Annotated in this window: 21 protein-coding genes; 9 read left to right on the top strand and 12 right to left on the bottom strand. The window is 42.1% G+C overall.

The window, feature by feature from the left end; all coding sequences use genetic code 11:
* Positions 1 to 89: 89 nt before the first annotated feature.
* A complete protein-coding gene (locus L3V23_RS07070; protein WP_237292131.1) occupies positions 90 to 1,481 on the top strand; it encodes an MATE family efflux transporter in 1,392 nt (463 codons plus the stop codon).
* 166 nt (positions 1,482 to 1,647) lie between these two features.
* On the opposite strand, the gene L3V23_RS07065 is transcribed toward L3V23_RS07070, so the two are convergent.
* Positions 1,648 to 2,415, bottom strand: coding sequence for a prolyl oligopeptidase family serine peptidase (locus L3V23_RS07065; protein WP_102965682.1), 768 nt, complete (start codon positions 2,413 to 2,415; stop codon positions 1,648 to 1,650).
* Between the two features lie 530 nt (positions 2,416 to 2,945).
* Here L3V23_RS07065 and L3V23_RS07060 point away from each other — a divergent pair.
* The gene (locus tag L3V23_RS07060) at positions 2,946 to 3,956 is read left to right on the top strand and encodes a substrate-binding domain-containing protein (protein ID WP_102965683.1); all 1,011 of its coding nucleotides are present in this window, start codon (positions 2,946 to 2,948) and stop codon (positions 3,954 to 3,956) included.
* Positions 3,957 to 4,055: 99 nt separating this feature from the next.
* Here the strand turns inward: L3V23_RS07060 and L3V23_RS07055 are convergent, their stop codons facing one another.
* A complete protein-coding gene (locus tag L3V23_RS07055; protein WP_102965684.1) occupies positions 4,056 to 5,057 on the bottom strand; it encodes a substrate-binding domain-containing protein in 1,002 nt (333 codons plus the stop codon).
* A 790-nt stretch (positions 5,058 to 5,847) separates the two neighbouring features.
* Between L3V23_RS07055 and L3V23_RS07050 the strand changes: the two genes are divergently transcribed.
* Together L3V23_RS07050 and L3V23_RS07045 are read left to right on the top strand one after the other, a co-directional pair.
* On the top strand, positions 5,848 to 7,098 hold the full coding sequence (locus tag L3V23_RS07050; protein ID WP_102965685.1) for a putative glycoside hydrolase: 1,251 nt from the start codon (positions 5,848 to 5,850) through the stop codon (positions 7,096 to 7,098).
* A 96-nt stretch (positions 7,099 to 7,194) separates the two neighbouring features.
* Positions 7,195 to 8,010, top strand: a complete 816-nt coding sequence (locus L3V23_RS07045; protein WP_102965686.1) for a family 16 glycosylhydrolase — start codon at positions 7,195 to 7,197, stop codon at positions 8,008 to 8,010.
* Between the two features lie 118 nt (positions 8,011 to 8,128).
* On the opposite strand, the gene L3V23_RS07040 is transcribed toward L3V23_RS07045, so the two are convergent.
* The 3 genes from L3V23_RS07040 to L3V23_RS07030 form a co-directional block, all read right to left on the bottom strand.
* Positions 8,129 to 10,018: a methyl-accepting chemotaxis protein gene (locus L3V23_RS07040; RefSeq protein WP_102965687.1), complete on the bottom strand. Its 1,890-nt coding sequence runs from the start codon at positions 10,016 to 10,018 to the stop codon at positions 8,129 to 8,131.
* A 532-nt stretch (positions 10,019 to 10,550) separates the two neighbouring features.
* A complete protein-coding gene (locus tag L3V23_RS07035; protein ID WP_237292130.1) occupies positions 10,551 to 12,461 on the bottom strand; it encodes a glycoside hydrolase family 3 N-terminal domain-containing protein in 1,911 nt (636 codons plus the stop codon).
* Positions 12,462 to 12,810: 349 nt separating this feature from the next.
* Positions 12,811 to 14,220, bottom strand: a complete 1,410-nt coding sequence (locus L3V23_RS07030; protein WP_102965688.1) for a PLP-dependent aminotransferase family protein — start codon at positions 14,218 to 14,220, stop codon at positions 12,811 to 12,813.
* A 154-nt stretch (positions 14,221 to 14,374) separates the two neighbouring features.
* Between L3V23_RS07030 and L3V23_RS07025 the strand changes: the two genes are divergently transcribed.
* The 3 genes from L3V23_RS07025 to L3V23_RS07015 are packed head-to-tail and all read left to right on the top strand — an operon-like array spanning position 14,375 to position 16,927.
* Positions 14,375 to 15,739 (top strand): cytochrome ubiquinol oxidase subunit I, encoded by a 1,365-nt coding sequence (locus L3V23_RS07025; protein WP_102965689.1) that lies wholly within the window; start codon positions 14,375 to 14,377, stop codon positions 15,737 to 15,739.
* Positions 15,740 to 15,769: 30 nt separating this feature from the next.
* A complete protein-coding gene (gene cydB / locus L3V23_RS07020; protein WP_237292129.1) occupies positions 15,770 to 16,777 on the top strand; it encodes a cytochrome d ubiquinol oxidase subunit II in 1,008 nt (335 codons plus the stop codon).
* A 21-nt stretch (positions 16,778 to 16,798) separates the two neighbouring features.
* Positions 16,799 to 16,927 (top strand): DUF2474 domain-containing protein, encoded by a 129-nt coding sequence (locus L3V23_RS07015; protein ID WP_102953446.1) that lies wholly within the window; start codon positions 16,799 to 16,801, stop codon positions 16,925 to 16,927.
* A 97-nt stretch (positions 16,928 to 17,024) separates the two neighbouring features.
* Here L3V23_RS07015 and L3V23_RS07010 read toward each other — a convergent pair whose 3' ends face one another.
* The 7 genes from L3V23_RS07010 to nadE form a co-directional block, all read right to left on the bottom strand.
* Positions 17,025 to 17,639 (bottom strand): CDP-alcohol phosphatidyltransferase family protein, encoded by a 615-nt coding sequence (locus L3V23_RS07010; RefSeq protein ID WP_102953447.1) that lies wholly within the window; start codon positions 17,637 to 17,639, stop codon positions 17,025 to 17,027.
* Positions 17,629 to 18,279 (bottom strand): ATP-binding cassette domain-containing protein, encoded by a 651-nt coding sequence (locus L3V23_RS07005; protein WP_237292128.1) that lies wholly within the window; start codon positions 18,277 to 18,279, stop codon positions 17,629 to 17,631. The genes L3V23_RS07010 and L3V23_RS07005 overlap by 11 nt, the downstream gene beginning before the upstream one ends.
* Entirely contained in the window at positions 18,245 to 19,954 is a 1,710-nt protein-coding gene (locus L3V23_RS07000) for an ABC transporter permease (protein ID WP_237292127.1), read from the bottom strand. The genes L3V23_RS07005 and L3V23_RS07000 overlap by 35 nt, the downstream gene beginning before the upstream one ends.
* A gap of 9 nt (positions 19,955 to 19,963) precedes the next feature.
* Positions 19,964 to 21,109, bottom strand: coding sequence for an ABC transporter substrate-binding protein (locus tag L3V23_RS06995; RefSeq protein ID WP_237292126.1), 1,146 nt, complete (start codon positions 21,107 to 21,109; stop codon positions 19,964 to 19,966).
* Between the two features lie 279 nt (positions 21,110 to 21,388).
* On the bottom strand, positions 21,389 to 22,966 hold the full coding sequence (locus L3V23_RS06990) for an EAL domain-containing protein (RefSeq protein WP_237292125.1): 1,578 nt from the start codon (positions 22,964 to 22,966) through the stop codon (positions 21,389 to 21,391).
* 226 nt (positions 22,967 to 23,192) lie between these two features.
* Positions 23,193 to 24,521 (bottom strand): anaerobic C4-dicarboxylate transporter, encoded by a 1,329-nt coding sequence (locus L3V23_RS06985; protein WP_042479802.1) that lies wholly within the window; start codon positions 24,519 to 24,521, stop codon positions 23,193 to 23,195.
* 251 nt (positions 24,522 to 24,772) lie between these two features.
* Positions 24,773 to 25,603 carry an ammonia-dependent NAD(+) synthetase gene (gene nadE, locus L3V23_RS06980; RefSeq protein ID WP_102965695.1) on the bottom strand — a complete coding sequence of 277 codons (831 nt, stop codon included), beginning with the start codon at positions 25,601 to 25,603 and terminating at the stop codon, positions 24,773 to 24,775.
* Positions 25,604 to 25,708: 105 nt separating this feature from the next.
* Here nadE and L3V23_RS06975 point away from each other — a divergent pair, with 105 nt between their 5' ends.
* Both L3V23_RS06975 and L3V23_RS06970 read left to right on the top strand, forming a co-directional pair.
* Positions 25,709 to 26,221, top strand: coding sequence for a nicotinate-nicotinamide nucleotide adenylyltransferase (locus L3V23_RS06975; protein WP_102953453.1), 513 nt, complete (start codon positions 25,709 to 25,711; stop codon positions 26,219 to 26,221).
* Between the two features lie 105 nt (positions 26,222 to 26,326).
* A complete protein-coding gene (locus tag L3V23_RS06970) occupies positions 26,327 to 26,749 on the top strand; it encodes a hypothetical protein (protein ID WP_146029327.1) in 423 nt (140 codons plus the stop codon).
* Positions 26,750 to 26,795: the final 46 nt, after the last annotated feature.

The raw sequence follows: 26,795 nt of genomic DNA, 5'->3' as shown, positions 1-26,795 counted from the left end.
AACCCATCCGTTTACCGGATGGTAATTAACTTTTTAGTATCTTTAATTTGTATATTATGCCTGTGTTCATACGCTAAGGGTATTAGATCATGCAAGCAACAACACCAACGTCCTATTCACAGTCTGTAGCAAGAGTATTTTGGCGCTTTGCCATACCTTCGATACTAGCGATGCTCGTCAGTGGGTTATATCAGATTATTGATGGCTTCTTTGTTGGTCACTATGTCGGTTCAAACGGACTTGCAAGCATAAATATGGCAATCCCATTGTTAGGTTTGATTATGGGATTTGGTCTGCTGGTGGGGATGGGTGGTGGAAGCGAATTGTCTAGATATCGTGGTGAGAATGATCTACCTGCGACTCAATCAACGCTTATAACGGCACTTTTTCTGATCATCTTAATCGGCCTATTTGCCACAGCAGCGTTTATTACTTTTGGTCAGAGCTTACTGCGTATGCAAGGCGCTAGTGGTGTCACCATGGAAATGAGCTGGAGCTATGTGCAGACAATGTCATTTGGTGCGCTAATTTCGATTGGTGCTAGTGCTATGCCAATGCTGGTGAGAAATGACGACAGCCCAAACTTTGCTACGTTGTTCATTATCGTTGGTGCTTTGACGAATATAGTCTTGGACTACGTGTTCTTAGGACCTCTGGAAATGGGATTAAAAGGAGCAGCGATTGCAACCTTGATAGCTCAACTAACCACGTGTGTTTTGTGCTTACGTTATTTTATGTCGTCAAAAGCTAAAACCAAGCTGACGGTGAAACAGTTTGATAAAGATATCGCTATTCGGATCTTGCAGTTAGGTACATCAAACTTGGTGATGTTTATCTATTTCGGCTTCATTATGGCGTTCCATAATATGCAGTTTTTAGCTTATGGGGATACCACGCAGTTAGCCGCATTTGCGATTGTCGGCTATATAGCGAGCTGTTATTACTTTGTTGCTGAAGGGCTGGTGAGTGGCTTACAGCCACCAGTGAGTTACTACTTAGGAGCCAAGCAATATAAACGTATTATCGACACCGTAAAACTGGCATTTTCTGTTACGGTGGGAGCGGGTATAGCTTTAGTGCTATTACTGAATCTTGTACCAGAAGTATTTATTGGCATTTTTATCTCAGGTAATGAAACCTTGCTGGAAGCAAGTAAAAACGGAATCCGTCTTCATTTAATGGCACTATTTATAGATGGTTTCCTATTCATGGCTTCTATTTACTTCATTGCTGTTGGTAAGAGTGGGCAAGCGCTTTTTGTTTCTGTAGGCAATATGTTGGTTCAGCTTCCATTCCTATATATCTTGCCTAAGTATTTAGGCATCAACGGCATATGGTTAGCTGTTCCGTTGTCAAATGTCATATTCGCTTTGATTGTGTTGCCGATGCTATTAATTAACCTCAAAGGCTTGATGAAAATTCATAAACAGCAGCTAGAGACGGGAGATAGGAATTATGCGCATTGCCGTATAGGAGCTTGAGATACTTGAGAAAGCCGAGGCTGCATTTGTACTAACGCTACGATTTACTTTATGGCTGCGAGCAGTTCATGAGGTGTTGTTCGTTGTGTAACTAATTTGCCACCGGAGAAGGTGGCTAATTAGTTAAGATCTTGATTAATTAGGAAGAGACAAACCAAACCTGTTGTTATTTGTGATTTTTAACCATCCACTTATACACGTCAGAGTTGCTAAACGCAGTCTGCCACGATGAATCATGACCACCGTTTTCAATTTCTGTATAACGAATTTTGGCGGTCGAACCTCCTGCTCTGATGATGGCATCAACCATCTCTCGTGAGTATTCAACACTAGTCACTTCATCATTACTGCCGTGGAATACCCATGTTGGTATATGTTTGATTTTATCAGCTTGTTTTGGATCTGCGCTCCCTGCGATAGGTAGAGCTGCCGCAAACAGTTCTGGTCTTTGAATCATTGCATTCCATACACCTTGCCCGCCACGAGATAACCCTGTCATGTAAATTCGGTTTGCATCAATATCTGGATTGTTCTTTATCATCTCATCAATAAGATGCAGTAGCGCAGTCATAGATGGAGTTGATGGCGTCTGCGTATAGTCATAATGATCTAACGTTGTGCTAGCCCAGCGCATAGGTTTCGGTGTCTGTGGAGCAAGAACGAAAGCGGCTTGAATTGCCTGATTGGTCTCGCTCGCGAAATATTGAGGTCCAAAGTTTGTGCTTTGATACATCTGTGCTTGGTTATCTGTTCCTGCTTCCCCACTACCGTGTAAGTGGATGATTAAAGGTAGCTTTGTTCCTGTTTGTTTTGGAGAATAAATTTGGTACGGAAGGTCAAATGTTCCGTCGTTATAGACAGCCGAATTCCAGTCAGCCAGTGCCGGAGTTACTGCTAGGAAGGAAATGGTTAGAGTGAGTATAGGCTTTAGCATGATATATCCATTTTAGTTGATGAATGTAACCGGTATCATAGCAATCGGTTTGGCATGATTGTGTGATCTTGCAGTCAACTCAAGCTGATACTATTTCACTGATGCAATAGACATTTTTCGAGATTCGCCCCTTATCTGGATAGAAATTGACATACCTACTTGGTCGAAATTTGAGCTCTTGCTGAATTTTTTGTGCATAACTTATAGTGATGATTCAAATATGAGACATTGCTTCTTACAAACGACGTTCCCTTGAGTCGTCAGATTAGTGGTAATGATTGCAGCTGTTTACTGGTATCACTGTCATTTGGGGCATCAGACCGAGACGAGTGATGTCGTCGAGATATGTTTGTGGGTCTTCAACAATTCTGCAGGTTTAAGTCGTTGCTTCTTTTCTGATATACGTGATACGCCGACGCCAAAAGTATAAAACTTGAACAAAGTTACTATTGTTTTGTTTTACATTTCACTAATCTAAGTAGCCTATAGTGAATCCGGCCATCTAAAAATTTACGGTGTAAATCTCTGCTATGAAAAAGCCAACAGCAACCGATGTTGCGAAACTAGCTAACGTCTCAGTAAGTACAGTGTCGAGATATTTCAACAGAAGTGCTTATCTTGCTGAAGATAAAATTATTGCTATTGAAGAAGCAATTGATAGCTTAGGCTTTATCTCAAAAGCTTCTAAGAACGTTCAAAAGCATAAAGAAAAATTGATTGGATTAGTGATTCCCACTTTCGATAGTTCTTTCATCAGTATGGTTCTAGCGGGTATGGATTCAGCAATACAGAACAGCGCATATCGGCTTTTGATAGAGACGACTCATTGGCAAAAGGAACAGGAAAAGCGAGTCATCCAAAAAGTACTTAGCCAAGGTGTAGATGGCCTTATCATGATGGTGAGCAGCTTAATGGAAGAAGAGGTTCGTAGCTTAGTCGGCGATCTACCTGTTTTGATTTTAGCTGGTGCAGAGGATAGCAGTTATCCTTGTCTGAAGGTGGATAACGTCTCGGGCGGAAGAATGGCGACTGATTACCTTATTCATCTTGGACATCATAAAATAGTACACCTTTATAGCAACGAGATTGGTAACAGAGACTCGCTAGGACGGATGGAAGGTTATAAAGCGAGTTTGAAGTCAGCGGATATCGATGTTGATGACAATCTGATTTTGAATGGAGGGTATAGAGCGTCTCTCTCTTCTCAAGCCATACAAAGCTTAATTAATCGAAAGGTGCCGTTTACGGCGGTATTTGCTGCTAATGACCTTAGCGCCTTAGGTGCAATTCAAACACTGCTCAGAAACGGAATAAAAGTTCCGGAACAAGTATCAGTAATAGGGTTTGATGATTGTCCAATCTCCTCAACATTCTATCCCAAGCTCACAACGGTAAGTCAGCCTTTACACGATATGGGAAAATCGGCCATTACTTCGATGTTAGACCTGATTGCTGGCCGTGACATTGACTTTGGGGAGTTGGAATTAAAACTCGTCACCAGAGACAGCACATCTAAAGCTCCGCCTCACCCTTGGGTGTGAAGTTTGTTGTTAACTCACGGGTAAGTGAGGTCTTACTTTTGATGGTGCCGTTATTTCGTTTCACTCGATGGAAGACATGTGGGATTGTTGTGGTGAATCTTAGCTCTTAACTGGTCCTGTACTCTCCCTTTTTATGAGTTCAACAGGAGGAACGTGAGGAATAGAAGCATTCATACTGGTCAAATCAACAATATATTGCATCGCTAGTTCTCCCATCTCATATAAAGGCTGTTTAATGGTTGTAAGTGATGGGATAGATATCGCGGAGGTATATAAGTCATCGAACCCAATCACAGACACATCGTTTGGTACATCCAATTTATGTTCTTTCAAAGCCTGAATAACACCATATGCACTTAGGTCATTTGCAGCAAAAACCGCAGTGAACTCGATCCCTTTGCTTATTAGATCATCTATCGCTTTATAGGAGTATTCGAAGTAATACCCACCGTCAATGATGAGATTCTCGTTAATGTTTAATCCTGCCTCAAGTAAGCTTCTCTTGTAACCTTTTAAGCGGTCACCGGCATCAGGCCCTTCATCCAAACGACCATGAGCATGAACAATTTTTGTATGCCCAAGTTGAATCAAATGGTTGGTGGCAATACTACCCGCAATAACATTATCGAATTTTAGGCTTGGAAGAGAACCTAAGTTATTACCGGCAACAACGAGGACTGGCACGTCTCTAACTTGCTGTTTGATTTCCTCTTCTGAAGATAAGTTGACGATGAGAACCAAAGCATCAACGCCTATGTCCATCATCTGTTTAATTATTTTTTGCTCGCGGACTTTAGAAAAGTTGGAGCTTTCAACTCTCAAACTATAAGCGCTATTTTGTGCCCAGTGATTCATGCCGTTTAAGATGCACGAAAAATACGAGTTATCGAATGTTGGAATAACTACGCCTATTTTCATGCTCCTAATTTTTTCTGTGCTGATTTTTGTGTTTTTAGGTTTAAAGTTGAGCTCGAACATAGCTTGTTCGATGGCTCGTACCTTGTCTTTACAAATATATGTTTTGCGATTGCTATAGCGAGAAACAGTACTCACTGAAACCCCTGCTAGTTGAGCAATGTCATATATTGTTGGTTTCTTCATTAATGTTCACTTAGTCAAAATAGCCATGATGAGTATGTCGTTTTTTGTTTTCCCTAAATGAGGAAGGGTAATTATGATTTCAAAAAATAAAAACTCAAATTTAACGAATTGCATAGTTCACTTACGCCAGAGAAAATTTAAATATTGGATGGTTTTAAAACTGATCTTTACAAAAAAACATCAGTTTTAAAATAGAGGTTGATCACTAATTCGATGTTTAATACTGAAGTTCTCTTACGTTCAAGACGAGGTTTTTCTTGAGTAAGAAGATTTAATGTATTTTTATAACAATGAGTTATTTGTTTAATTCTGCTTAAGATTCAGATTTGTTGCACGTGTTAGATGGCCTGTGTGAGTTTTGTCTCTATCAACAAATCAGCCAAAGATCAAGAATAGAGACAACGAGATTTCTATCGGGCAGGGAGTATTAATTCCACTTCTGTATTTTTCAGTTTATATAAAAGACTAATGAGTCCAGCATTAGAAGTAATACTGATGTTTTGATATTAGGATTTAATGATTAGGCATGGATTGGCTAGTTTAAATAATTGCATTTTTAGTTTTTATTACTAATGCAAGTATATCGCTATAAAATTTCACAAAAGGAAGTTCTTTTACCTATTAATGGTTAAAGCGTGTTTTATTGTGGAAGTGTTTTTTATTAATCCATAAATAATCATCGACCGTGTTTTTAGTTAGTAAATTTTTATAAAAAATTAACGAGTAATGACAATGCTTATGAAAGTATTGATTACTCACTGTTTCATTTGATAACAATATGAGCGTGAAGATGAGTAACCTAAATAAAAAACTGATTGCTATCGCAATGCTTCCATTTTTACTCGCCGGATGTGGTGAAGAGCAAAAGCCTTCCTCTTCTGATTCTGGTGTCGGTTCTTCCGATTCGACCGGAAGAGTGTTTAACTTATTTGGTGTTAAGGCTGTTGATAGTGTCTATAAGGCATTGATTTTATCTGCAACCGACGGTTATGCCAGTACGGTTGTTACCGATGCATACGTGAGTTCATCGGATATCAATGCAGGTCTGATTAATAATAATGGCACCAACGATACGATAGATGTAGAGATTAAAGGCGTTGCATCGGGTTCTTTGATGTTGCAAGCAGGAGAGCAAAAAGAAGACTTTTCTAGTTTTGAGTCTGGTTACTTGGAATTTAACATTCGTTCTAAAAGTGCGGTTCCGGATGATCTAACCGTTGCTATTGATAATGGTTGGCCTAATCGTAAGGTGTTCTCACTGAATGGATATGTCAACTTTACCAATGATTGGGAAGGTATCTCGATACCTATCAAATGTATGAAGCCTGGCTCCGGTATGAATGACTTTTCATTAGATAGTGTCGCTACACCGTTCTTTATGGAATCAAGCAAAGCTTACAGTTATGAAATTACCGATATTGCTTACAAAGAAAAATCAGAATTCACGCCAGTTGTTGATGCAACTTCGTGTACCAGTAGCGCTAGTGTCAATAACCCTGCTGCGTTAGCTGCTGGGGATCTTAGTGTTTACTACACGGGTGATAAATCTTTAGCAACTGATATTAGTGATAAATACACATTGGGAGATTTTGTAGTATCAGGTTCAAGTACGAAAACCGAAAGTGGGCAAGTCGTCCATTTATCCTTACCGGTTAATGGAGGCATATTCTTCGAAGCGGGTACTGGAAATGAAAGGGATTTTTCTAGTTTCTATGCGGCTAGTTATATGACCATTGATCTTAAAGTCGATAATTATGGGAGTTCGCCAAATCTACAGGTAAAAATGGAAGGAGCTACTTCTAACGATGCCAATTTCTACGCTGTAGATAATTCTCTTGTTCCAGCAGATAGTAGTTGGTATCGCTGTAATCTGCCTGTAAGCAGCCTAGCGCCAAGTGATACTTATTTAAATTCAACTAAAAAAGCTGTTTATTTATCTGGACAGTGGGATTCGATGGTAGGGCTAGAGTTTTCATTTACTAATATAGCCTTCATTAACACGAAGAATATATCGGGTGCTTCAGACTGCATTAAGCTTTAAATCATAATAGAGCCAATATTGAATTGGCTCTTTTCATTTAAATGTTAGTTATTGATTTTTATTTTTTACCCTTTTATTCGCAATCTTGGGATATATATGATTTTTATATTAAGACTCATAATAGCTGTTGGTATCTCTGTTGTTGTAACCGCATGTAATGGCGGCGATAGTGGAAATACCGAAAATACTTATACTAGTGATGCTAAAACCTCAGTAAATACACCCGCGCGCTCTGTATTCGGTGCTGAGGTCTATGGGTTCGACAGTGATAAAGTACTATACGGAAAGTTTATTATTCGGATGAAAATGGTCTCGAAACCTGGGGTGATTTCTTCTTTTTTTCTATACGATAATGATTCTTGGGCTGGTGGTATACCTTGGCGCGAAATCGATATTGAATCTATCGGAAAGTCGAAAGACTTTTTACAAACCAACATTATTACAGGTACTTCTGATTCGCAAATTCAATCTGAAAATACCTTTAAAATTAATGATATAGAAAGCTTTCATGAATACACCTTAATTTGGACGCCAAATGAGGTGACCTGGCTAGTGGATGGCGTTCAAATTCATCAGGAACTCGCCGCTAATTCTCAGCAAGTTAGGGACCTCATCAATACCCCTCAGACTTATAGAATGAATATTTGGGTTTCTAAGTCGGTCGCTTGGGCTGGAGAATTTAACTTAAACAGCCTACCACTACAGCAAGAGGTCGACTGGATTGAATATCATCAATATGACCAATCGACTCAGAACTTCGCGTTGTCGTGGCGTGATGATTTTGATAGTAATTTTCTAGATACAAACCGCTGGGGAACGGCGAACTGGACTTTTGAACAAAATGCTTCGACTTTTAGAACATCTAACGTTTCTGTTGAAGATGGAAAACTGATATTACGTTTGACTGAGTAAAATACATCCTCCTGTGAGTAAAGAGGCACTCAACTTCATTCGCTGTTGGAACGATTCTAGTCATGAATAAAGCGCACAAAAGAAACCAATATCCTATTGTGCGCTTTGGCTTTCGGGGTTAGATCTTAAAGCGTCCTATTTGTTTTTCTAGCTGAACAACCAAGTCACGAAGCGTATGGGCTTCGTTTTCACCTTCTGCTGCGTCTTGTGCTAGTCCGTTACTGAGCTCACGAACAGACTCTGTATTTGTGTTGATTTCAGAGGTAACGAGCGATTGCTCTTCTGCGGCAGAAGCTATTTGTGTCGCCATATCGCTGATTATGCTTATTGCTTGGCTAATTTGTTGGAGCTGATCACCCATATGCTGAACATCATCAACGCTGGTTGTCACTAACGAGTGGCTATGAGTCATTGCTGATACCGCTTCTCCTGTCACTTTCTGTAATCCTTCAATTTTTGATTGGATTTCTTCTGTTGACTGATGCGTTCTTTGCGACAACACGCGTACTTCATCAGCAACCACAGCAAAGCCTCGTCCATGTTCTCCTGCTCGTGCCGCTTCTATCGCCGCATTAAGAGCAAGCAGGTTAGTTTGTTCTGCGATCGAGCGGATGGTGGAGAGAATCGTTGAGATTTCTTGAGTGTGATTCTCTAGTTCACCAATGATTTTGGTGGAACTGTTGAGCTCTGACGCCAACTGGTTAATTGAATCAATGCTTTTTTGCATCTGTTCATAACCCGCTTGCCCAAGTGTTACCGACTCATTGGCGCTTTTCGCGGTATTCTCTGCGTTATTGGCAATTTCAGCGGTTGCCGCAGCCATCTCTGTTACTGCCGTTGCAACCATAGTGATTTCGTCTTGCTGCATACTGACTCGTGAACTACGAGTTGATGCAGATTTCGCAGATAGATCAGCATTTTGGTTGATGGATAAGGTGATATCGCGAACATTTACCATGATGGTATGTAAGCTGCCGACAAACTGGTTAAATTTCTCTGCTAAGGTTCCGACTTCATCATTGCTCTTCACTTCAAGTCTTTGAGTGAGGTCGCCATTACCTTCTGCGATGTCAGTTAGCGCTAAAGTGATATGAGAGAGTCCTTGAAGCTGTTTGGACACAACCGTAGAAGCCACTATACCTAGAACAATAAGAATACCTGCGGCAATCATTAGCTGATTGAGCAAGGTAGCAAGAATGGGTTCTTCTAGGGTTTTCTTGTCTAAAACCATAACCAACATCCAATCGGTATTCTCTATTGCCTTGCTGGCAATGACTTTTGCGCGGTCGTCTAATTGAATTTCGAATTGCGAGCGGTTATCTGAAGAGCTCTTTAGTTGTTGCCATGTCAGTTCAGGGTGAATATCTGCAATCGGTTTTAAAACCAGATCAGCGTTGTTGTGTGCAACAATGTTTCCTTTCGAGTTCACTAAGAAAGCATAGCCATTTCCTGGAACCGAAATAGATAAAACATCTTCCGCTAGCTTGTCTAACGCTAAGTTAGAACCCACTACACCAATAATTTTGCCATTCACAGTAACAGGGGAGGCGAGTGTTACCACTAAAGCTTTCATTGTGACGCTGACGTATGGGTCTGTGGTAACAGGTTTTTTCTCCTGCATGGCCAATTTGTACCAACCTCTAACTCGAGGATCGTAACCCGCTTTATTGAGCGAAGGATCTTGCCTGAACATTTCGCCTTGCTCGTTGCCGTAATAGCTGAGGCCAAATCCACCGGAAGTCATCAATTGTCGCAGATGAGGAACCAAATCTACGTCTGGGTTAGCTTCAATTTCTTTTTTCATGCCTTCAACAGCGAGTTGTTTGTCATGAAACCAAACACCAATGCCACTGCTGTATGCCTTTAGTGTGTTGTGACTTTCACTGTAAATGTTTTTCCAACTTTCTTCTTTGCTGGATTGATAACTCACGATAACCAAAGCGATAGCAGTAATGGCTATAGCAATCAGTGTTGATACCAAAACCTTTGTTTTTAACGTCAGACTCATAGGTTTCATCCCTTCCAATGCTTTGTCTAATAATCATTTGTTCTAATGATTGTTTACACTATAACAACTGCGTGAAAGATATATGTTGAGTGTGTCTAACTATTAGTTGTTCTTGTTGTGGTTTTTATGCGTTTTTGTGCGCCCTGACTCGGTACCGTTCGACTAACAATGTGACGAATAGCATATGATTTTATGGTTTCTCGAAAGGGGTTGAACATAGAGAGGTGGCAAGCTAAAGAAGAAATGCGGAATACAGATAAGTGCGAATCGTCATCCATTCAACGAAGTTATTATGAAGACAATGAAATCTAGTGAGGTCTGAGACTTAGCTTAAAGCGCTGGAGAACGGGGTTATTAAATAGAAAGTATTATATTGTTCGGTGAAACAATAGAGGGAATTAGATGCTATTTTTTGTAAAAAGGTAAATCCACCATTGTCGGGGGGAACAATGATGGATTTAGTTTAGAGATTATTATTTTTAGAGAACATTTTTTTAAATGTTCAGGTGTACATATTCAATAAATATAAGGGTTAATGACTCAGCCCATAATTTATTTTAAATAATGGGTTATTAGAATCATGCGGTTTAGCAGGGTCTTGTGATAAAACAGACTGCATAGTTCTTGGAAGTTCGAATGGTGTCTTGGCAGTATAATTTTCATTCGAGGTTAATCGTTCAAATAATACTTCGTCACTAACACCAAAGTTGGCAATTAACGCATCTGCATCTTCTAGCACATTGGTCATAATGGCAGGGCGATCGAGGTAAATAGTGACAATAGTTGGCACATGTTTCGTCGCTTCTTTAATCGCTAAGTAATCCTTGTTATCAGGTTTGAAATCTAGTGCACCTTCATTATGTTTTTTACCAAAGTAATAATTATTGTGAGGCCTTTCAAAAGGTGTCGTTGCTCTTATAAGGGCAATATCTGCTTCTGCTAATTGCTCAACAACGTTAAAACCAGATTTCTCTGCAACTTCTTTGTTCACACCATGCAACCAAACTTTCAGGCCAGTTTTGATTGGTAGAATCTTGTCGTTTTTCAGTAGTACCAGTGACTTAAATTGAGCAACATTGGCTAAAGCAGAAAACTCTTCGTTACCAACGATATCATCTGCCTTTTTCGCATTGACGTAAGGGTTTTCGAACAAGCCGACTTTGAATTTTTGTTCCAACAAACGTTGAACTGAATCATCCAAACGACTTTCGGTTATTTTTTTATTGTTGAAAGCATTTACGATTATGTCTGAGTCAACAACACCGCCAAACTGGTCTACGCCGGCTTCTATTGCTTTCACAAAACGATCTTCAACTGAGAGATCTTCCACACCCCAAGGCATACCCCTAGGAAGTACTTTCTCTCCTTCTTTAAAACCGTTGATACAGTCTTCTTCACAGTCTCTAGTGATTAGCCAATCGCTCAAGATAACGCCTTTGAAACCATAGGTATCTCGCAATAGGTCTTGCAGTAGGTAGCGACTATAGCCTCCGCCAACTTGCGGGATTTCTTTGCCATTGTGTGTGGCTCCCTGCAATATTGAATATGTTGGCATGATGCCCCCCGGGCTAGCTTTAAATGCTTCTACAAATGGCGCGATATGGGTATCTAATGACGTTGAAGTAAAATCTGCAAATTTTCCGTATGAGTTGTGGCTATCCCATCCGTCCTTTGCTGCGCCATATCCAACCCAATGTTTCAGTATCGTGATAACACTGTCTTTATTGATACCTTCCGAGCCAGACTGCATGCCTGCGATATAGCTTCGCGTCATGTTGCCAACCACTTTAGGGTCTTCGCCAAAAGTACCGCTAATACGAGGCCAGCGAGGTTCACTAGCGAGATCTGCTTGAGGAGATAAAGCTTCTGTTATACCTACTGCACGGTATTCTTGACGTACTACATTCGCGTATTTTTCTGTTAGCGCTTCATCGTTAATTGCTGCGATACCAAGCGTTTCAGGCCACTTACTGAATTTCCCAGAAGCGATAGAGGCTCCCTCAAGATACTGGAATGAGTTTCGCGGGTCTGAACTAATCGTAATTGGAATCCCTAAGCGAGTCGCTTCTGCGATCTTCTGTAGTATGTTGTTTTGTTCCGCCAAATGGCTAGGGACATCCCCTTTAAGTCGAGTGATGAAATAGGAAACATGATTGTTTTCAATCAGTGCCTTGGCCTTCTCTTGATCGTAGCTCGAACCGCGTCCTAAAATTCCTGAGCTTGGAGCAGAACCGTGCATCATCAGCCCAGCTTTTTCCTCTACAGTCATTAAAGATACTAGATTTCTAGCTCGCTCTTCTGGAGTGAGACGCCAGTCTTCATATAAATCCAGTTTTCCATTTTTATTTAAATCTTTAAAAGACTTACCATCGACGTTTAGAATTTTTACAGTGTCGCTTGCCAAATCTACATCCATATTAGCGAATGAAATCATTGGAAACATAGCTAACGCTATAGAAGTTCTAAGTAGAATCTTATGCTTAATAATATCCATGCTGCATATCTCGGGGTTATTAACTCGCTAATAAATGTATATATGAAATTAATTGGAGAATAGAAATAATTAATTTGCATTATTAAAATTGTGAAGGGTGTTTAATTCTAATGATTATATTAAAAATCAATATACAGATTTGAATTTTTATATATAACAGATTTTATATATTATTTATTAGTGTTTTTATTTTTGAAAATAAATGATTTTTTTAAAATTTTTAATAATAAAAAATAAAAAGCATATACACCAAATGGAGTATATGCATAATTGAAAATATTTTTCTTATTTCGTTAAATTATTCGTTCATATGATGAATGATACTGTTAGATAACGTTGTCAATGCCTCTGCTCTTTGCTGGTCAAGCTCAAACGATGCATTTAGTCGAATACAATGATTGTACTGCTCTGTTACATCAAACATTTTACCAGGAGCTATGCTGACATTTGCTTTTAACATGTCTTGATATATCAGCATGGCATCAATATTTTTAGGCAGTTCTAACCAGAGAAAATATCCGCCTTTTTGGTTTAATACTGTCACACTCTTGGGTAGCAGTGTGCTAAGAAAATCCGCCATTTTGCTTTTACGTTCATGGAGTTTTTTACGTAATTGCTTGAGATGCGATTCATAATTACGGCTGGTTAAATAGTGAACCAGAGCCATTTGTATTGGGGCACTGGTTGCTAAGGTACTCATGAGTTGTAATTTCTGAATGTCGAAAGATCTCTTTCCTGCAACCACCCAGCCAATACGCAGACCAGCTACCAGAGATTTGGAGAACGAAGAACACAACATAATGTTTCCAGATTGGTCATACATTTTCATTGAGCTAACAGGCTCATTTCCTTCATATAATTCGCTATACACATCATCTTCAATTAACGCGACGTTGTAGCGTTGCAACAGCTCTACAATTTGCTTTTTCTTTTCATCTGACAATGTAAAGCCGAGTGGATTCTGATGATTGGACATCAGCCAGCACGCTTTAACATCATGAGTTTGTAAGGCTCGTTCCAACGAATCGATATCAATACCAGTTGTGGGGTCTGTGCGCACGGAAAGTGCTTTTAGGCCAAGACGTTGTAATGATTGTAAGGCGCCATAAAATGTCGGCGACTCTACCACTACGCAATCGCCCGGTTTGGTACAAGCCTGTAAACTCAAGTTTAAGGCTTCCAATGCACCAGCCGTAATGACGATTTCATCCGGTGATATTTCAATTCCCCTAGTGGTGTAACGCTTGGCAATGATTGAGCGCAATTGCTCATTACCGGGCGGGAGGTTGTTAAATGCACTCGAAATAGGCATGTTGCGAGCGGCCGCAGCTAGCGCCCGATTGATGTGATAGCGTGGATATAAATCTGGACTAGGGTAAGCAAAACCGAAATTAACCATCAATGGGTTTTTTCCGGCCTGAAGAATCTCGAATATAAACTCGTTCACATCGACATTCTCAGTTCTGGAGACTGCCACCTGAACCTGTTGTTGCTTTTTAAAACGAGGCGCGACTTTATACCCAGAGCGAGCTTGAGACGTAATCCAGCCTTGTGACTCCAACAGTTGGTATGCGTGTAAAACGGTCATTAAACTCATTCCTGAGTGTTCAGACTGTTTTCTTAGTGAAGGCAGTTTATCGCCGGGGTTCCAGATCCCAGACTGAATCTGTCGTTTGAGTTGATCTACTAAATTCTGATACTTAGCCAAATTAGCCCCCGATTTAACGATTAACAACGGCTAAACAATAACACTTATTAAATAAATCTGTTATACAATAGTCGTTCTTTTTTGTATCTACTGCCTCTTGGCTTGAGCCTTTATTATCACTTCCATAAATACTTATTAAGCTCAAAGGAAGTTTATGTTTGGTCTCGACGCCTTTATGCTGGCAAGGATACAGTTTGCCTTTACTGTATCCTTCCACATTATTTTCCCTGCCATCACTATAGGTTTAGCAACCTATCTGGCTGTACTTGAAGGATTATGGCTCAAAACTCGCAATCCTGATTACAAAACGCTTTATCATTTTTGGTCCAAAATTTTTGCAGTCAACTTTGGTATGGGTGTTGTGTCTGGCTTGGTAATGGCATACCAGTTTGGGACTAACTGGAGTGGCTTCTCTGACTTCGCTGGAAGCATCACTGGGCCGTTGTTGACTTATGAAGTCTTAACCGCTTTCTTCCTTGAAGCGGGCTTTCTTGGCGTGATGCTTTTTGGTTGGAATCGTGTTGGAGAAAAACTGCACTTCTTTGCCACATCCATGGTGGCGTTGGGGACAATCATCTCTACGTTCTGGATCCTTGCTTCAAACAGTTGGATGCAAACACCTCAAGGCTATGAAATCGTGGACGGACGCATTGTCCCTGTCGATTGGTTTGCGGTCATATTCAACCCTTCATTCCCTTACCGACTTGTGCATATGGGAATCGCGGCATTTCTGAGCACGGCTTTGTTCGTTGGTTCATCAGCAGCTTGGCACTTACTGAAAGGTAATCGCAGTTCTGCAGTGAAAAAAATGTTCTCCATGGCGCTGTGGATGCTGTTGATTGTTGCGCCTATTCAAGCGGCTGTCGGCGATGCGCACGGTTTAAATACCTTAGAGTATCAACCCGCTAAAATCGCAGCGATTGAAGGGCATTGGTCAAACGAAGATGGTGAACCGACACCACTAATTCTGTTTGGCATGCCAAATATGGAAGAAGAGAGAACCAATTACGCGTTAGAGATCCCAGTATTGGGCAGCTTGATTCTTCGTCATAGTCTGACAGAGCCGATTCCTGCACTTAAAGATTTCCCAAAAGATGAACGCCCAAATTCTTTGGTGGTTTTCTGGTCGTTCAGAATTATGGTAGCCCTTGGCATACTTATGATTCTTCAGGGTTTCTATGGGCTATGGCTACGGCGTAAAAATTCACTGTATACCCAAAGTTGGTACCTTAAATTTTCAATATTAATGGGACCTACCGGACTTATTGCCATTCTTGCCGGATGGTTCACCACAGAAGTGGGGCGTCAGCCTTGGGTGGTATACGGATTACAGAGAACTCGCGATGCCGTCTCTGCACATGGAGATCTGCAAATGAGCATCAGCTTAATTTGTTTCTTTGTGGTTTACAGCTCGGTGTTTGGTTTCGGTTACTACTACATGATCAGACAAATCAAGCAAGGCCCTGATGCCGTCGATCATGAAGCACACGAAATGAACACTATTTCTGGCCGTATTTAACGTCACAAGATTACAACGAAGGTAATAGATATGCATTTTGACTTATCCGTGATTTGGTTTGCGATCATCGTGTTTGCCACGCTGATGTACATTGTGATGGATGGCTTTGATTTAGGCATTGGTATCCTGATGCCGTTCATCAAAAATGAAAAACATAAAGATGTAATGGTCAATACCGTCGCGCCTGTGTGGGATGGTAACGAAACGTGGATTGTTCTTGGTGGCGCTGCGCTTTTTGGCGCATTTCCATTGGCTTACTCGGTGATCATCGAAGCGTTAACCGTTCCACTGACACTCATGCTCGTTGCTTTGATCTTCCGTGGCGTTGCATTTGAGTTTCGTTTTAAAGCTTTGGAGAACCATCTTAAGTTTTGGGACCGTTCATTTATGCTCGGCTCTATCTTTACAACGTTTTTCCAAGGGATTGTTGTGGGAGCTGTCATTCAAGGTTTTAACGTCGAAAACCGAACGTTTGTTGGCGGGCAATTAGATTGGATAGCACCGTTCCCACTGTTTTGTGGCTTCGCACTCATCGCGACATACGCCTTGTTGGGTAGCACTTGGTTGATTATGAAAACCGAGGGTGAGCTGCAACAAAGCATGTTTCGCTTTGCCAATAAGACACTGCTTATCATGGTCGCTGCGCTGATCATTATTAGCGCATGGACGCCACTTGCATTCCCATTTGTAGCTGAACGTTGGTTTTCGATTCCTAACTTGTACTACTTACTTCCTGTGCCTGTGATTACCACTCTGGCGTGTTTGAAAATTACTAATTCGTTGAAAAAACGCAGAGAGCGCAGCCCGTTTATTATGGCGTTAATCATCGTGATTCTTGGGTTTGCAGGGCTGGGGATCAGTATCTGGCCAAATATTGTTCCTCCTAGCATTTCTATTTGGGATGCGGCATCTCCTGAAATTAGCCAGAGCTTTATGTTGTTTGGTGCCGTGCTGATTTTGCCTGTGATTCTTGCCTACACATTCTGGAGCTACTACGTATTTTCTGGAAAGGTAAAAGAAGGTGAATTCTACCACTAAGTGAATATTTGAGGGCAACTTATGAATATTAAACGAGGAATAGAACAATGGGTCTGGATGATCGGTATCTGGACAGCGAGTGTTATTGCACTTGGAATTGTTTCTATGGGGTTCCGCTTCCTGATGACAATGGCGGGATTTAAATCTTAAACAGTTTGTGTTGAGTTTAGATGTCTTTATCTAACCCTAGGCCAATTTGGACGCTAGGGTTTTTTTTTGGCTTCCACTTTCTAGAATGCTACTCAGTTCACGACTTATTTAACAGCGTATGAAACCCTGAATAAATGCGGGTGAACGTAGTAAACCAGCATGCCGCACCAAACGCGTAGGCGATGATGGAGAAGTGTTGAGGGAAAAGGCAAAAAGCGATAAAGCAGAAGATGGTTTCTGTGCCTTCAGTTAGCCCGCTCATGTAGTAAAGTGACTTATTCTTATATACCGGATTGTCGATTCCCTGTTTGCTTGCCATGATGGCAAACGCTAGAAAGCTAGAGCCAGTTCCGACAAAAGAGAAGATCAAAAATGCACCAGCAATGGCATTTTGTTCTGGGTTAGCAAGTACGAAACCAAACGGAATCAGAGAGTAGAACAGAAAGTCTAAGCAGATGTCGAGAAAACCGCCAGCATCGCTAATGCCTTGAATACGCGCTAACGCGCCGTCTAGTCCGTCGCATAGGCGATTTAAACAGATAAGCACCAGTGCTAAGTAATACTGCTCTAACGCCAGTGCAGGCAGAGCAAGAAAGCCAAGAGCAAAACCAAACAGAGTCGTTTGGTTCGCCGTAATCCCTATGCTGTCTAACAGTTTTGCGCTTTGCGCTAATGGCCAGCGAATGGCTTTGATACTGAATCTATCGAGCATAACTGTCCTCCCAAGGCCATGTGATGCAGCGACTACCCTGCGGAACATCTTCTTCATCATGAGTCACCATGAGTGCCGGAATATTCGCTTCCTTGAGTTGGTCTTCTACCTGCGTTCTAAATTGCTGGCGCAGGTCTTTATCCAGCTTGCTGTAGGGTTCATCAAGCAGAGCAACTTTTGGTTTGGCAAGCAACATGCGTGTGAGTGCTATCCGTGCACGCTGACCTCCGGATATTTGGTCTGGAAAAGAGTCTGCCAGTGACATCAGAGATATCTCTTTTAATGCTGTTATCGCTTGCTCTTTTCGTTGTGTTCCTTTGATGGAATCCGGTAGAGCAAAGGCTAAATTCTCCCAAACGGTTAAATGAGGAAAAAGCAGGTCGTCTTGAAACAAGATGCCAACCTGACGCTTATGTGCAGGTTGTCCATCCAACAGTGTACCATCAAGCTTTATGCTGCCTGTGTACTGGAACTCTTGTGATAAATGACCGGCAATAGCATCAAGCAGAGTGGATTTACCGCATCCGCTTGGACCCATAAGGGTAACGATTTCACCTTTCTCAACGGTCAGGTTAAATGCAGTAAACAAAGCGTCACCATCTTTTTTACGGATGGCGAGGTTTTCGAGACAAAGACTCATTGGTCAGTAAACCTTTAATAGACAACCTACGATACTTGCCGTGCGTGCGGCTAAGTAAAATGGAAAATGAGAAAAACAATAACGGCAGCAATGCTTGGCAAATGGCATAGATGGCTGAAACGCGGCGGTCCAACCCACTAGAAAGCGCAACCGCTTCTGTGGTTACCGTACTGATTCGCCCAGCTCCGAGGATTAAAGTCGGTAGATACTGAGCCAAGCTGACACTTACACCAACAGCCCAAGCGAAGGTTACTGCAGGTAGCAGAAGTGGCAGTTTAACGCCAAGCCAAGCCTGAACGGGTGTTTTCCCTAGGCTCAGTGCAATTCTCGTTAAGCCATTATCAAAGCTGCGCCATGGCCCATCAAGCGATAAATAAACATAGGGAAAAGCAAAGAAAATATGCGCCCAGCAAACCCAAAACAGATATAGCTCGCTATTGATGTACAACGTGGCGATTTGAATGCCAAACAGAATAGATAACTGAGGAATCAACATCGGAATGGCGATGATGTAGCTGGGTAGCTGAATTCGATAACGCAAACGGTACTCATGGGCGATGAGCGCAAGAATAAGCGCAATGGTGGCGCTTACGATTGCGATGAAGATGCTTTGAGTCAATGTATCCGCAATACCTTGTGATTCATATTGCCAGAAACGAGCCGTGTACTGGCTTGGCAGGAGATCAGGAAAACGCCAGCGTTGCGCGAAGCTCCAGATGATCATCAAAGGAATCATCACAATCGCCAGTGTTGTGGTGACATAAAACAGCGCTTTGCCGGGTAAGGGTAATCCTGTTCTTCCCGAAAATTGCCAATGTTTATATCCTTTGGTTGCTACCCATTCCACTAAGCGTGTAAATCCAAGCAGCAAACTGGCAACAAGGAACAAAATCACCGCGCCAGCGGCTGCTCGGGGAAGTAAGGTCAGATCAGGGTCGCTAAACCATTGCCATACTAATACGGAGAAGGTTGGTGGGTTGGTTGGGCCAATAATCAACGCGACATCCACAACGGATACGCTGTAGGCGATAACCGCAAACATTGGGAAGCGAAGCTTTGCTAGCCATTGAGGAAGTATTGCTTTCCACCAACATTGAGTTGAACTGTAACCGAGCGAATGGCTGATTTTTTCGATTTGATCGACTTTTAACTGTTGAAGAATAGGAATGCTCATCAGCAGCAAAAAAGGCACTTCTTTCAATGTCAGCATTAAGGTTAAACCTAACGCATACGGGTCTTTGACTAGCAGAGCTAAGCTATCGACATCCGTATTATTGAGGTCGTAACCGAACATCTCATACACAACGCGAGCTCCCATGCCTGTGGGAGCAAAAAGGAAAGCAAAACCAATGGCAAATGCCACATGGGGCATTGCCAATAGAGGTGAGAGCGAAACTTCAATTTTGCGCCAAAGTTTCGTATTCCAGCACGATTGAAGAATGGCAAAGGTTATCAGGCAGGCTAAGTAACTACTCACCACGGCCGAACCAAGAGTTAAACCTAGCGATAGCCAGACGCCGTGCCAGTCAAACACCTCAGCAAAGCCAGCGAAAGAAAAGGCAGACAAACCAATCGCTGGAATATAGCCAAACGCCGACACGACCACGCCGAGTAACCCCGGAATGGTCGGTAAGACACAGACAGCGATAATGACTAAATATAAAACGCGTAACATGGGTGAGTTTTAGTTTCCGTAACGTTTAAGCCACTCTTTCTCAAGTGCCACTTGCCAGCTTGGGTGAGGCTCGGCGATCGATTTGAACTGCTTAGTATTTTTTGCACTACCTGTTAAGTATTGGCTACTTAATACAGATGGATCGCCCCATATGGTTAATTCTCCTTTACGAGACTGTGCTTCAGGACTTAACAGAAAGTTAATTGCCACTTTTGCGCCAGCATTTGCATTCGCATTCCAAGGGATGGCTAGGAAGTGAATATTAGACAGTGCACCTGAATCTAAGGCATACACATTGGTGCTTTCAGCTAATTTTCCGCTGGCTTGAGCGGAATAGACGGCATTTGGGTTGAAAGTGATCGCTAGGTCAATCTGTCCGTCATCCAGCAATTGAAGCATTTCGCTGCTGCCAGAAGGGAACTGTTGACCCCCACGCCACGCCACCGGATGAAATTCATCCAAATAGTTCCATAAAGGCTGAGTCACCATAGCAAAGCTGGCTTCATCAACGGGTTTCATCAAAGAAGGATCGTTATTGGTCAGTTCAATCAAGAGTGCTTTTAAAAAGCTGGTACCGTGAAACTCTGGTGGGCGAGGGTAGCTTAAACGATTTGGGAACGCTTTCGCATAGCTCAGCATCTCCTGAAAAGATTTTGGAGGATTGTTGAGCTTAGCTTTATCGTAAATATAGACCAGTTGACCCACACCCCAAGGCGCTTCCAATCCGTCAGTCGGTACCGAAAAATCTTTATCGACAGGGAGTGACTTATCGACATACTGCCAGCTCGGTAAATCTTGCACAAATGGACCATACAGCAATCCGCCATCTTTCATCGATTTGAAGTTTTCGCCGTTGATCCAAACCATATCGACACTGCCACCCGTGTTTTTGTTGGCGGCTTTTTCCGCCAGCAGGCGAGTCGTTGTTTCTGAAATGTCGGTCACTTTTACGTGTTTAAGCGTGACGTTGTAGCGGGTTTTGAGTTCATTGGCTGCCCATTGAATGTAACGGTTGATCTCTTGGCTTCCGCCCCAAGCATGGAAGTAAACCGTTTCGCCATTCGCTTCTTGCTCTACTGCTTTCCAGTCTTCTGCGAGTGCAGATGCGGTAAAGAGAGATGCGAAAATACCTAAAGTAGTGAGTAGCTTTTTCATAAATGATCCGTGTTTATTGAAACGAGTCGGCGCAACCTTCACTGCGACGTCTTTCCTTTAGAGTGTTTATCCCAAAAGCTCATTTACTTTGAAATCTATAATAATTTCAGAGTATTAAATGTTATCCGTGTAAACAATTATAGGTGCCAACAGAAATTTGTCGCACCTAAATGTGTGGTGAGTTGATATAGACCGAACGAGTTGGCATTTTCTTCCACGACAAGTCGTTAAAAAATATCAGTAGACTGCCAAATAAGGAGGAAGCGAGGGAGAATAATGTCAGTAGCTGTCCATTTGTGCTGTCAGCTTCAGCAAATAATCTTCTGCAGGGAGTGGCTTTGAATAATAGAAGCCTTGGATATAGCGTACCCCAAGCCCTCGTAAGTGTTCGACTTGTTCATGAGTCTCTACGCCTTCCGCGATAACTCTCATTTTGAGCTGCTTTGCCAGCTTGATCATCGAAGTGATGACTGAATCGATGGCAGAGTTTTGAGAAAGACCCTTAATGAACACCTGATCAATTTTGATGATATCGAAGGCGTGTTGATGAATGAAGTTTAAGCCTGAGTAACCTGTGCCAAAATCGTCCATGGCGATCTTGAATCCAAGCTGTTTGAGACGACCAAGATTCTTTCTCACGACTTCTAATTCTTCAGGTGAAAAATCGTTATCCTCGGTGATTTCGAGTAGCAACAAAGGAAGAATATCTGGATTTCTCTTGGCGTATCTTTCGAGGTAATCAACAAATTTGGCTTTGATGATCAGTGTGCGACTGACATTGATACTGATGTATTGGTTCTGAACCAGATGAGGGTTCAAGTTGACGAATTCCGTGACAAGTTTGAACACCTGATGGGTGATCTGCTCGATGACCTGAATCCGTTCTGCCAGCGGTATGAAAATGGTTGGTGAAATAGCGCCATGATCGGGATTGTTCCAACGGATCAGCGCTTCACTACCGACAATTTTCGGTTCGTGGATATCGAAGATGGGCTGAAAATTCAGCTCTAACTCGTGGTTGTTAATCGCCTCTTTAAGCGAGAAGGCGAGGCTGTTTCGCGTCAGTTTATAGTTACGAATAGCCTGATACAGAACCGCAATGGCGCTCGCAAGCAATATGACTCGCCATATGTGTTGCCCGAAATTCGTGAAGTAAGAGTGTGGCGTGAGATGGAGAGTCAGTGAAATAGGGTAGCGTTCAGATTTAAAGTTGTAAGAGCGGTATGCTTGATTCTCTGAGCCGGTTTTGTGCTCAAGCGAATGTTGCAGGATGTTGACCTGATAGTCGTAATATTGCTGTTCAAATTTCGGTGTAATGAGTTCTAAAAAAAGGTTCGGCGGCAATAACGCGTTGATCCCGCTTAGATCTTCATTCGCTGAATAAATGAAAATCGCTTTATCATGACTGCGAGATTCAGACAGTACGATAGTCGTAAGGGTTGGCGTTTGGTTGATCTGTTTTATTGCGGCTTCGCCAACGTCAAAGTGAGTTTTTCCCTCATTACTTGAACAATACACCTGACCTTCTGCATCAAATAAAGACACTTCTTTTGCCTTGGGAGACTGAAAAACATACTGACGTAATCGCTGCGTATCCTCGACGCTGCAAGTGTTACTGACATGGCGATTCAATTCAGCCAGTTCGCTGGTGGTGTTATCTATATAGTTTTCCAAAGTAGCAATCGCGTTAGAGCCTAACGACATCGCATGCGCGCTGGTGTCATAGATGTTTTTGATCGCAGACAAAGTAAAAACGATCGCGAAAATAATAAGTACAGGTGTAAAGACACTTAACCGGTCTAATAGATTTTGCCGAGAAGGTATTGGTGACGTTTCACTCAGAGCGGTATTGTCCATGACGAAATTAGGTAACTGCTAGCTAGATTCGATATTGATTGAGTTATCACTATATGTGAATAAAGGCGAGGAGTTAACGGTCTTTTGGAATAAAGTTGTTTCAAAGATGAGACAAATGAAAAGCTGTAGCTAAAAGCGGCAAAGGCTTAATCAATAAGGGCTTGAAGCGTGTAAATAAAAAGGCATGAGTTTGACCCCATGCCTTTGATTACGCATTTTATATCGTTTAACCGATAATCATTTTGCCCAGTACATAGCCCAAACAGCTTGCACTGATAACACCTATTAAACCAACTGACATGAATGAGTGGTTGAAATACCACTTACCGATTTTCGTTGTACCAGTACTATCGAAGTTCACTGTTGCGATGTCTGATGGATAGTTTGGAATAAAGAAGTAACCGTACAATGCTGGCATCAAACCAATCAGTAATGCTGGCTCTAATCCCAGACCTAAACCTACAGGTAGCATCATACGTGCAACCGCTGCCTGAGAGTTCACCACTACGGACACGATGAATAGCGCTAGCGCAAATGTCCATGGATAGTTGGTTACCATCTCCACAATACCGGACTTAAATTGAGGCATTGCGTATTGGAAATAAGTGTCAGACATCCATGCAATACCAAAGATTGCGATTGCCGCAACCATACCGGATTTAAACACCACGCCATTAGGCACGCCACGAGGGTCCGTTTTGGTTGCCAGTAAAATGATACCGCCGAAGCAGAGCATCATCATTTGAATCACAACCGCCATGCTGATCGGTTTTGCACCTTCGGTAATGGTTCTGATTTCTGGAACCATCGCAATCAACACAATCACCAACAGTGAAAGGATAAACAGCAATACAGAATTACGAGCAGCGGTTGGTAGCGTTTCATCTAGAGAGGTTGCGGTTGTGTTGAGAATCTTGTCGCGCCATACCGGATCTGCTAAGCGTTCTTGATAATCAGGGTCGTTCTCAAGCTCTTTACCACGTTTTAGGCTGTACAGAGACATCAGAAGCGTGCCGAATAATGTAGCTGGCACAGTGACCATCAGAACCGAAACGAGAGTGATGCTGTGGTTAATGTCCGAAAGTTGTGCAAGGTAATACACCACTGCCGCTGAAATTGGCGATGCCGTAATCGCAATTTGAGAAGCAACAGATGCGGCTGCCATAGGGCGTTCAGGACGGATACCATTTTTTAGTGCCACATCGCCGATGATTGGCATGATGGAATACACCGCATGACCCGTACCTAACATGAAGGTCATTGTGTAAGTCACAAACGGTGCAATCAAGGTGACACGTTTAGGGTTTTTACGCAGTAGACGTTCGGCCACTTGGAGCATGTATTTGAGACCGCCTGCTGCTTCAAGAATCGAAGCACAGGTAACCACAGCCAAAATGATAAGCATAACGGTGATGGGTGGTGAAGTCGGTGGCATTTTGAAGACGAAGACTTCAATAACCAGACCGATACCGGATACAACCCCTAATCCTATACCGCCATAACGTGAACCGATGTATAACATCAGCAACAGGAACATAAATTCGACATATAACATATCGGCGCTCTCTAAATTTGACTTATGAATGCCTACATTGTGTAACTAAATGTAATTAAAGTATGGAGTGCCGTTCACAGAAAAGTGTGCTCAAGTATTTGAATTATATGAATCTGATTTGGAGCACATTATTAGCCATAGAAGTGATGAATAGATAAATGAAGTGTTATTGGAATGTATTGTAATCTCTCTGCGGATGTAAAAAAGCCAAGCGGTCTGCTTGGCTTTTTGCACAATTATTGAGCAAGCTGTTAGTCGTAAATCGTTGGAATAGGCTGACGCTTATGTTGAGTCGCTTTATAAATGGCCACCAAACGGTCAGAAGCTTCTTTAGAAACGGGTTTGCCTTCCAAGAAATCATCGATTTGGTCGTAAGTCAGATTCAGTGCATCTTCATCCGCTTTTTGTGGCGCAAGCTCTTCCAGATCCGCGGTAGGTGTTTTGTGAACCAGTAAATCAGGTGCACCAAGAGCCGCTGCCACTTGACGAACTTGGCGTTTACTCAAACCAAACAGAGGTGCTAGGTCGCATGCACCGTCACCAAACTTGGTGTAGAAACCAGTGATGTTTTCTGCGGAATGATCCGTCCCCAAAACTAAAGCGCCGACATAGCCTGCGATTTCGTATTGAGCTACCATGCGAGCACGTGCTTTTACGTTACCTTTTACAAAATCAAGCTTCTCTGCGTTAGCCGGAAGAAGACCAGTATGTGCTAAAGCTTCATGAGAAGCCGCATGCAAGCCGTCTACGCCAGCTTTAATGTTTACTGAAACAGAGTGCGTTGGTTTGATAAAAGATAAAGCCAATTGTGCTTCGTCTTCGTCTTTTTGTACGCCGTATGGCAAACGCACAGCGATAAACTGGTAATCATTCGAGTTGCTTTCTTTATTCAGCGCTTCAACAGCAAGCTGAGCCAAACGTCCGCATGTTGTAGAGTCGATACCACCACTGATACCAAGTACCAGAGATTTGCAGCCAGACTCTAGTAGTTTACGTTTTAGAAAAGCGACACGACGTTCGATTTCGAACTCTGGATCGATGCTAGGAAGTACTCGCATCTCATCTCGAATCATTTGTTCCATTGGGTTTCCTTTTCCTGCAAGCATTAACAAACTTTAGTAGTATCATACCTCAATCATGCAATTAGAAAACCGAGAATAGAGATTTCATTCTTAGTAGAGGTGAAGATGGAAAAAATTGCTGTGTTTGGCAGTGCATTTAATCCACCGAGTTTGGGACACAAGAGTGTCATTGATTCTTTGGATCACTTTGACCGCATTTTACTGGTACCAAGTATTTCCCATGCCTGGGGCAAGGAAATGTTGGATTACGATATCCGTTGTCAACTGATAGAAGCCTTCATCAAGGATATTGGTTCAAGCAAAGTGACGCTGTGTAACATTGAACAGGAGTTGCTTACGCCGGGTAACAGCGTAACAACTTATGCAGTTTTAACAAAAGTTGAAGAAATTTTTCCGCAAGCTGACATCACGTTTGTGATTGGTCCTGATAATTTGCTCAACTTCGACAAATTCTATAAATCCTCCGAGATTTTGCAGCGTTGGTCGATCATGGTTTGTCCGGAAAGAATACCTGTTCGTAGTACTGAGATAAGACGTCGGCTGTCAGATAACGCTGAAATTAGCGGTTTAACGACCCCAAGTGTTGAAGGGTTATTGAAGCGCTTAAAAGTCTATTAGAAAATCAGCGCTCCAAGAGGTCGGAGCAGCTGTTTAATGAAATCCTTTGCTACATGTATTTTGTTGCTATTGGTTTCAAATTTGGCAAGTGCATGCGAATCCTTTGTGTATAAAGATCCATCGCACGAGCCTTTTGAAACGATAGAGCTATCAGACAGTCGTGTACTTTGTATCTCGTTTATGAACGGGTTGGAGTATGCTTCTGACAAACTCTTTGAATTAGATTTCTTTAACGATAAAGAAATCATTAGTGACTACTGGGGACAGTGGGGATTCGAGCGAGAAGATGAACCGTTGTTTACCCATAAGATTGCCCACAGTTACATCGGTGTCGGTGTATGGATGCCTCCAAAGCTCTTAGAAGAGCAGGCCGAGATGTCTACGGAAGAGTGGTTAAAAAGCCATGGTTTATTGTTGAGCTTAGGTTTCGGCAGTAAGAAAAAAGGCGAACCGCGTATGCGAATGGATTATCGTTGGCATGAAGACTACGAAGTCGACCTAATGATGCATATAGAAGTGCCATTTTAATTTGAAGTTTACGAAAAAGAGTCATCCTAGGATGACTCTTTTTTAT

Origin of the sequence: Vibrio sp. A1-b2, from assembly GCF_021726015.1 — a bacterium.
Taxonomy (GTDB): Bacteria; Pseudomonadota; Gammaproteobacteria; order Enterobacterales; family Vibrionaceae; genus Vibrio; species Vibrio diazotrophicus.
The sequence above is the reverse complement of the archived record's forward strand: the minus strand, read 5'-3'. Positions and strand labels throughout refer to the sequence as shown.

Coding starts and splice junctions, on each gene's coding strand:
- L3V23_RS06985 (WP_042479802.1), bottom strand. CDS start 24,521: ATGTTATATGTCGAATTTATGTTCCTGTTGCTGATGTTATACATCGGT.
- L3V23_RS06975 (WP_102953453.1), top strand. CDS start 25,709: ATGGAAAAAATTGCTGTGTTTGGCAGTGCATTTAATCCACCGAGTTTG.
- L3V23_RS07070 (WP_237292131.1), top strand. CDS start 90: ATGCAAGCAACAACACCAACGTCCTATTCACAGTCTGTAGCAAGAGTA.
- L3V23_RS07010 (WP_102953447.1), bottom strand. CDS start 17,639: ATGCTCGATAGATTCAGTATCAAAGCCATTCGCTGGCCATTAGCGCAA.
- L3V23_RS07015 (WP_102953446.1), top strand. CDS start 16,799: ATGAATATTAAACGAGGAATAGAACAATGGGTCTGGATGATCGGTATC.
- L3V23_RS07060 (WP_102965683.1), top strand. CDS start 2,946: ATGAAAAAGCCAACAGCAACCGATGTTGCGAAACTAGCTAACGTCTCA.
- L3V23_RS07025 (WP_102965689.1), top strand. CDS start 14,375: ATGTTTGGTCTCGACGCCTTTATGCTGGCAAGGATACAGTTTGCCTTT.
- L3V23_RS07065 (WP_102965682.1), bottom strand. CDS start 2,415: ATGCTAAAGCCTATACTCACTCTAACCATTTCCTTCCTAGCAGTAACT.
- L3V23_RS07000 (WP_237292127.1), bottom strand. CDS start 19,954: ATGTTACGCGTTTTATATTTAGTCATTATCGCTGTCTGTGTCTTACCG.
- L3V23_RS07050 (WP_102965685.1), top strand. CDS start 5,848: ATGAGTAACCTAAATAAAAAACTGATTGCTATCGCAATGCTTCCATTT.
- L3V23_RS07045 (WP_102965686.1), top strand. CDS start 7,195: ATGATTTTTATATTAAGACTCATAATAGCTGTTGGTATCTCTGTTGTT.
- L3V23_RS06990 (WP_237292125.1), bottom strand. CDS start 22,966: ATGGACAATACCGCTCTGAGTGAAACGTCACCAATACCTTCTCGGCAA.
- L3V23_RS07040 (WP_102965687.1), bottom strand. CDS start 10,018: ATGAGTCTGACGTTAAAAACAAAGGTTTTGGTATCAACACTGATTGCT.
- L3V23_RS07005 (WP_237292128.1), bottom strand. CDS start 18,279: ATGAGTCTTTGTCTCGAAAACCTCGCCATCCGTAAAAAAGATGGTGAC.
- nadE (WP_102965695.1), bottom strand. CDS start 25,603: ATGGAACAAATGATTCGAGATGAGATGCGAGTACTTCCTAGCATCGAT.
- L3V23_RS07055 (WP_102965684.1), bottom strand. CDS start 5,057: ATGAAGAAACCAACAATATATGACATTGCTCAACTAGCAGGGGTTTCA.
- L3V23_RS06995 (WP_237292126.1), bottom strand. CDS start 21,109: ATGAAAAAGCTACTCACTACTTTAGGTATTTTCGCATCTCTCTTTACC.
- L3V23_RS07035 (WP_237292130.1), bottom strand. CDS start 12,461: ATGTTTCCAATGATTTCATTCGCTAATATGGATGTAGATTTGGCAAGC.
- cydB (WP_237292129.1), top strand. CDS start 15,770: ATGCATTTTGACTTATCCGTGATTTGGTTTGCGATCATCGTGTTTGCC.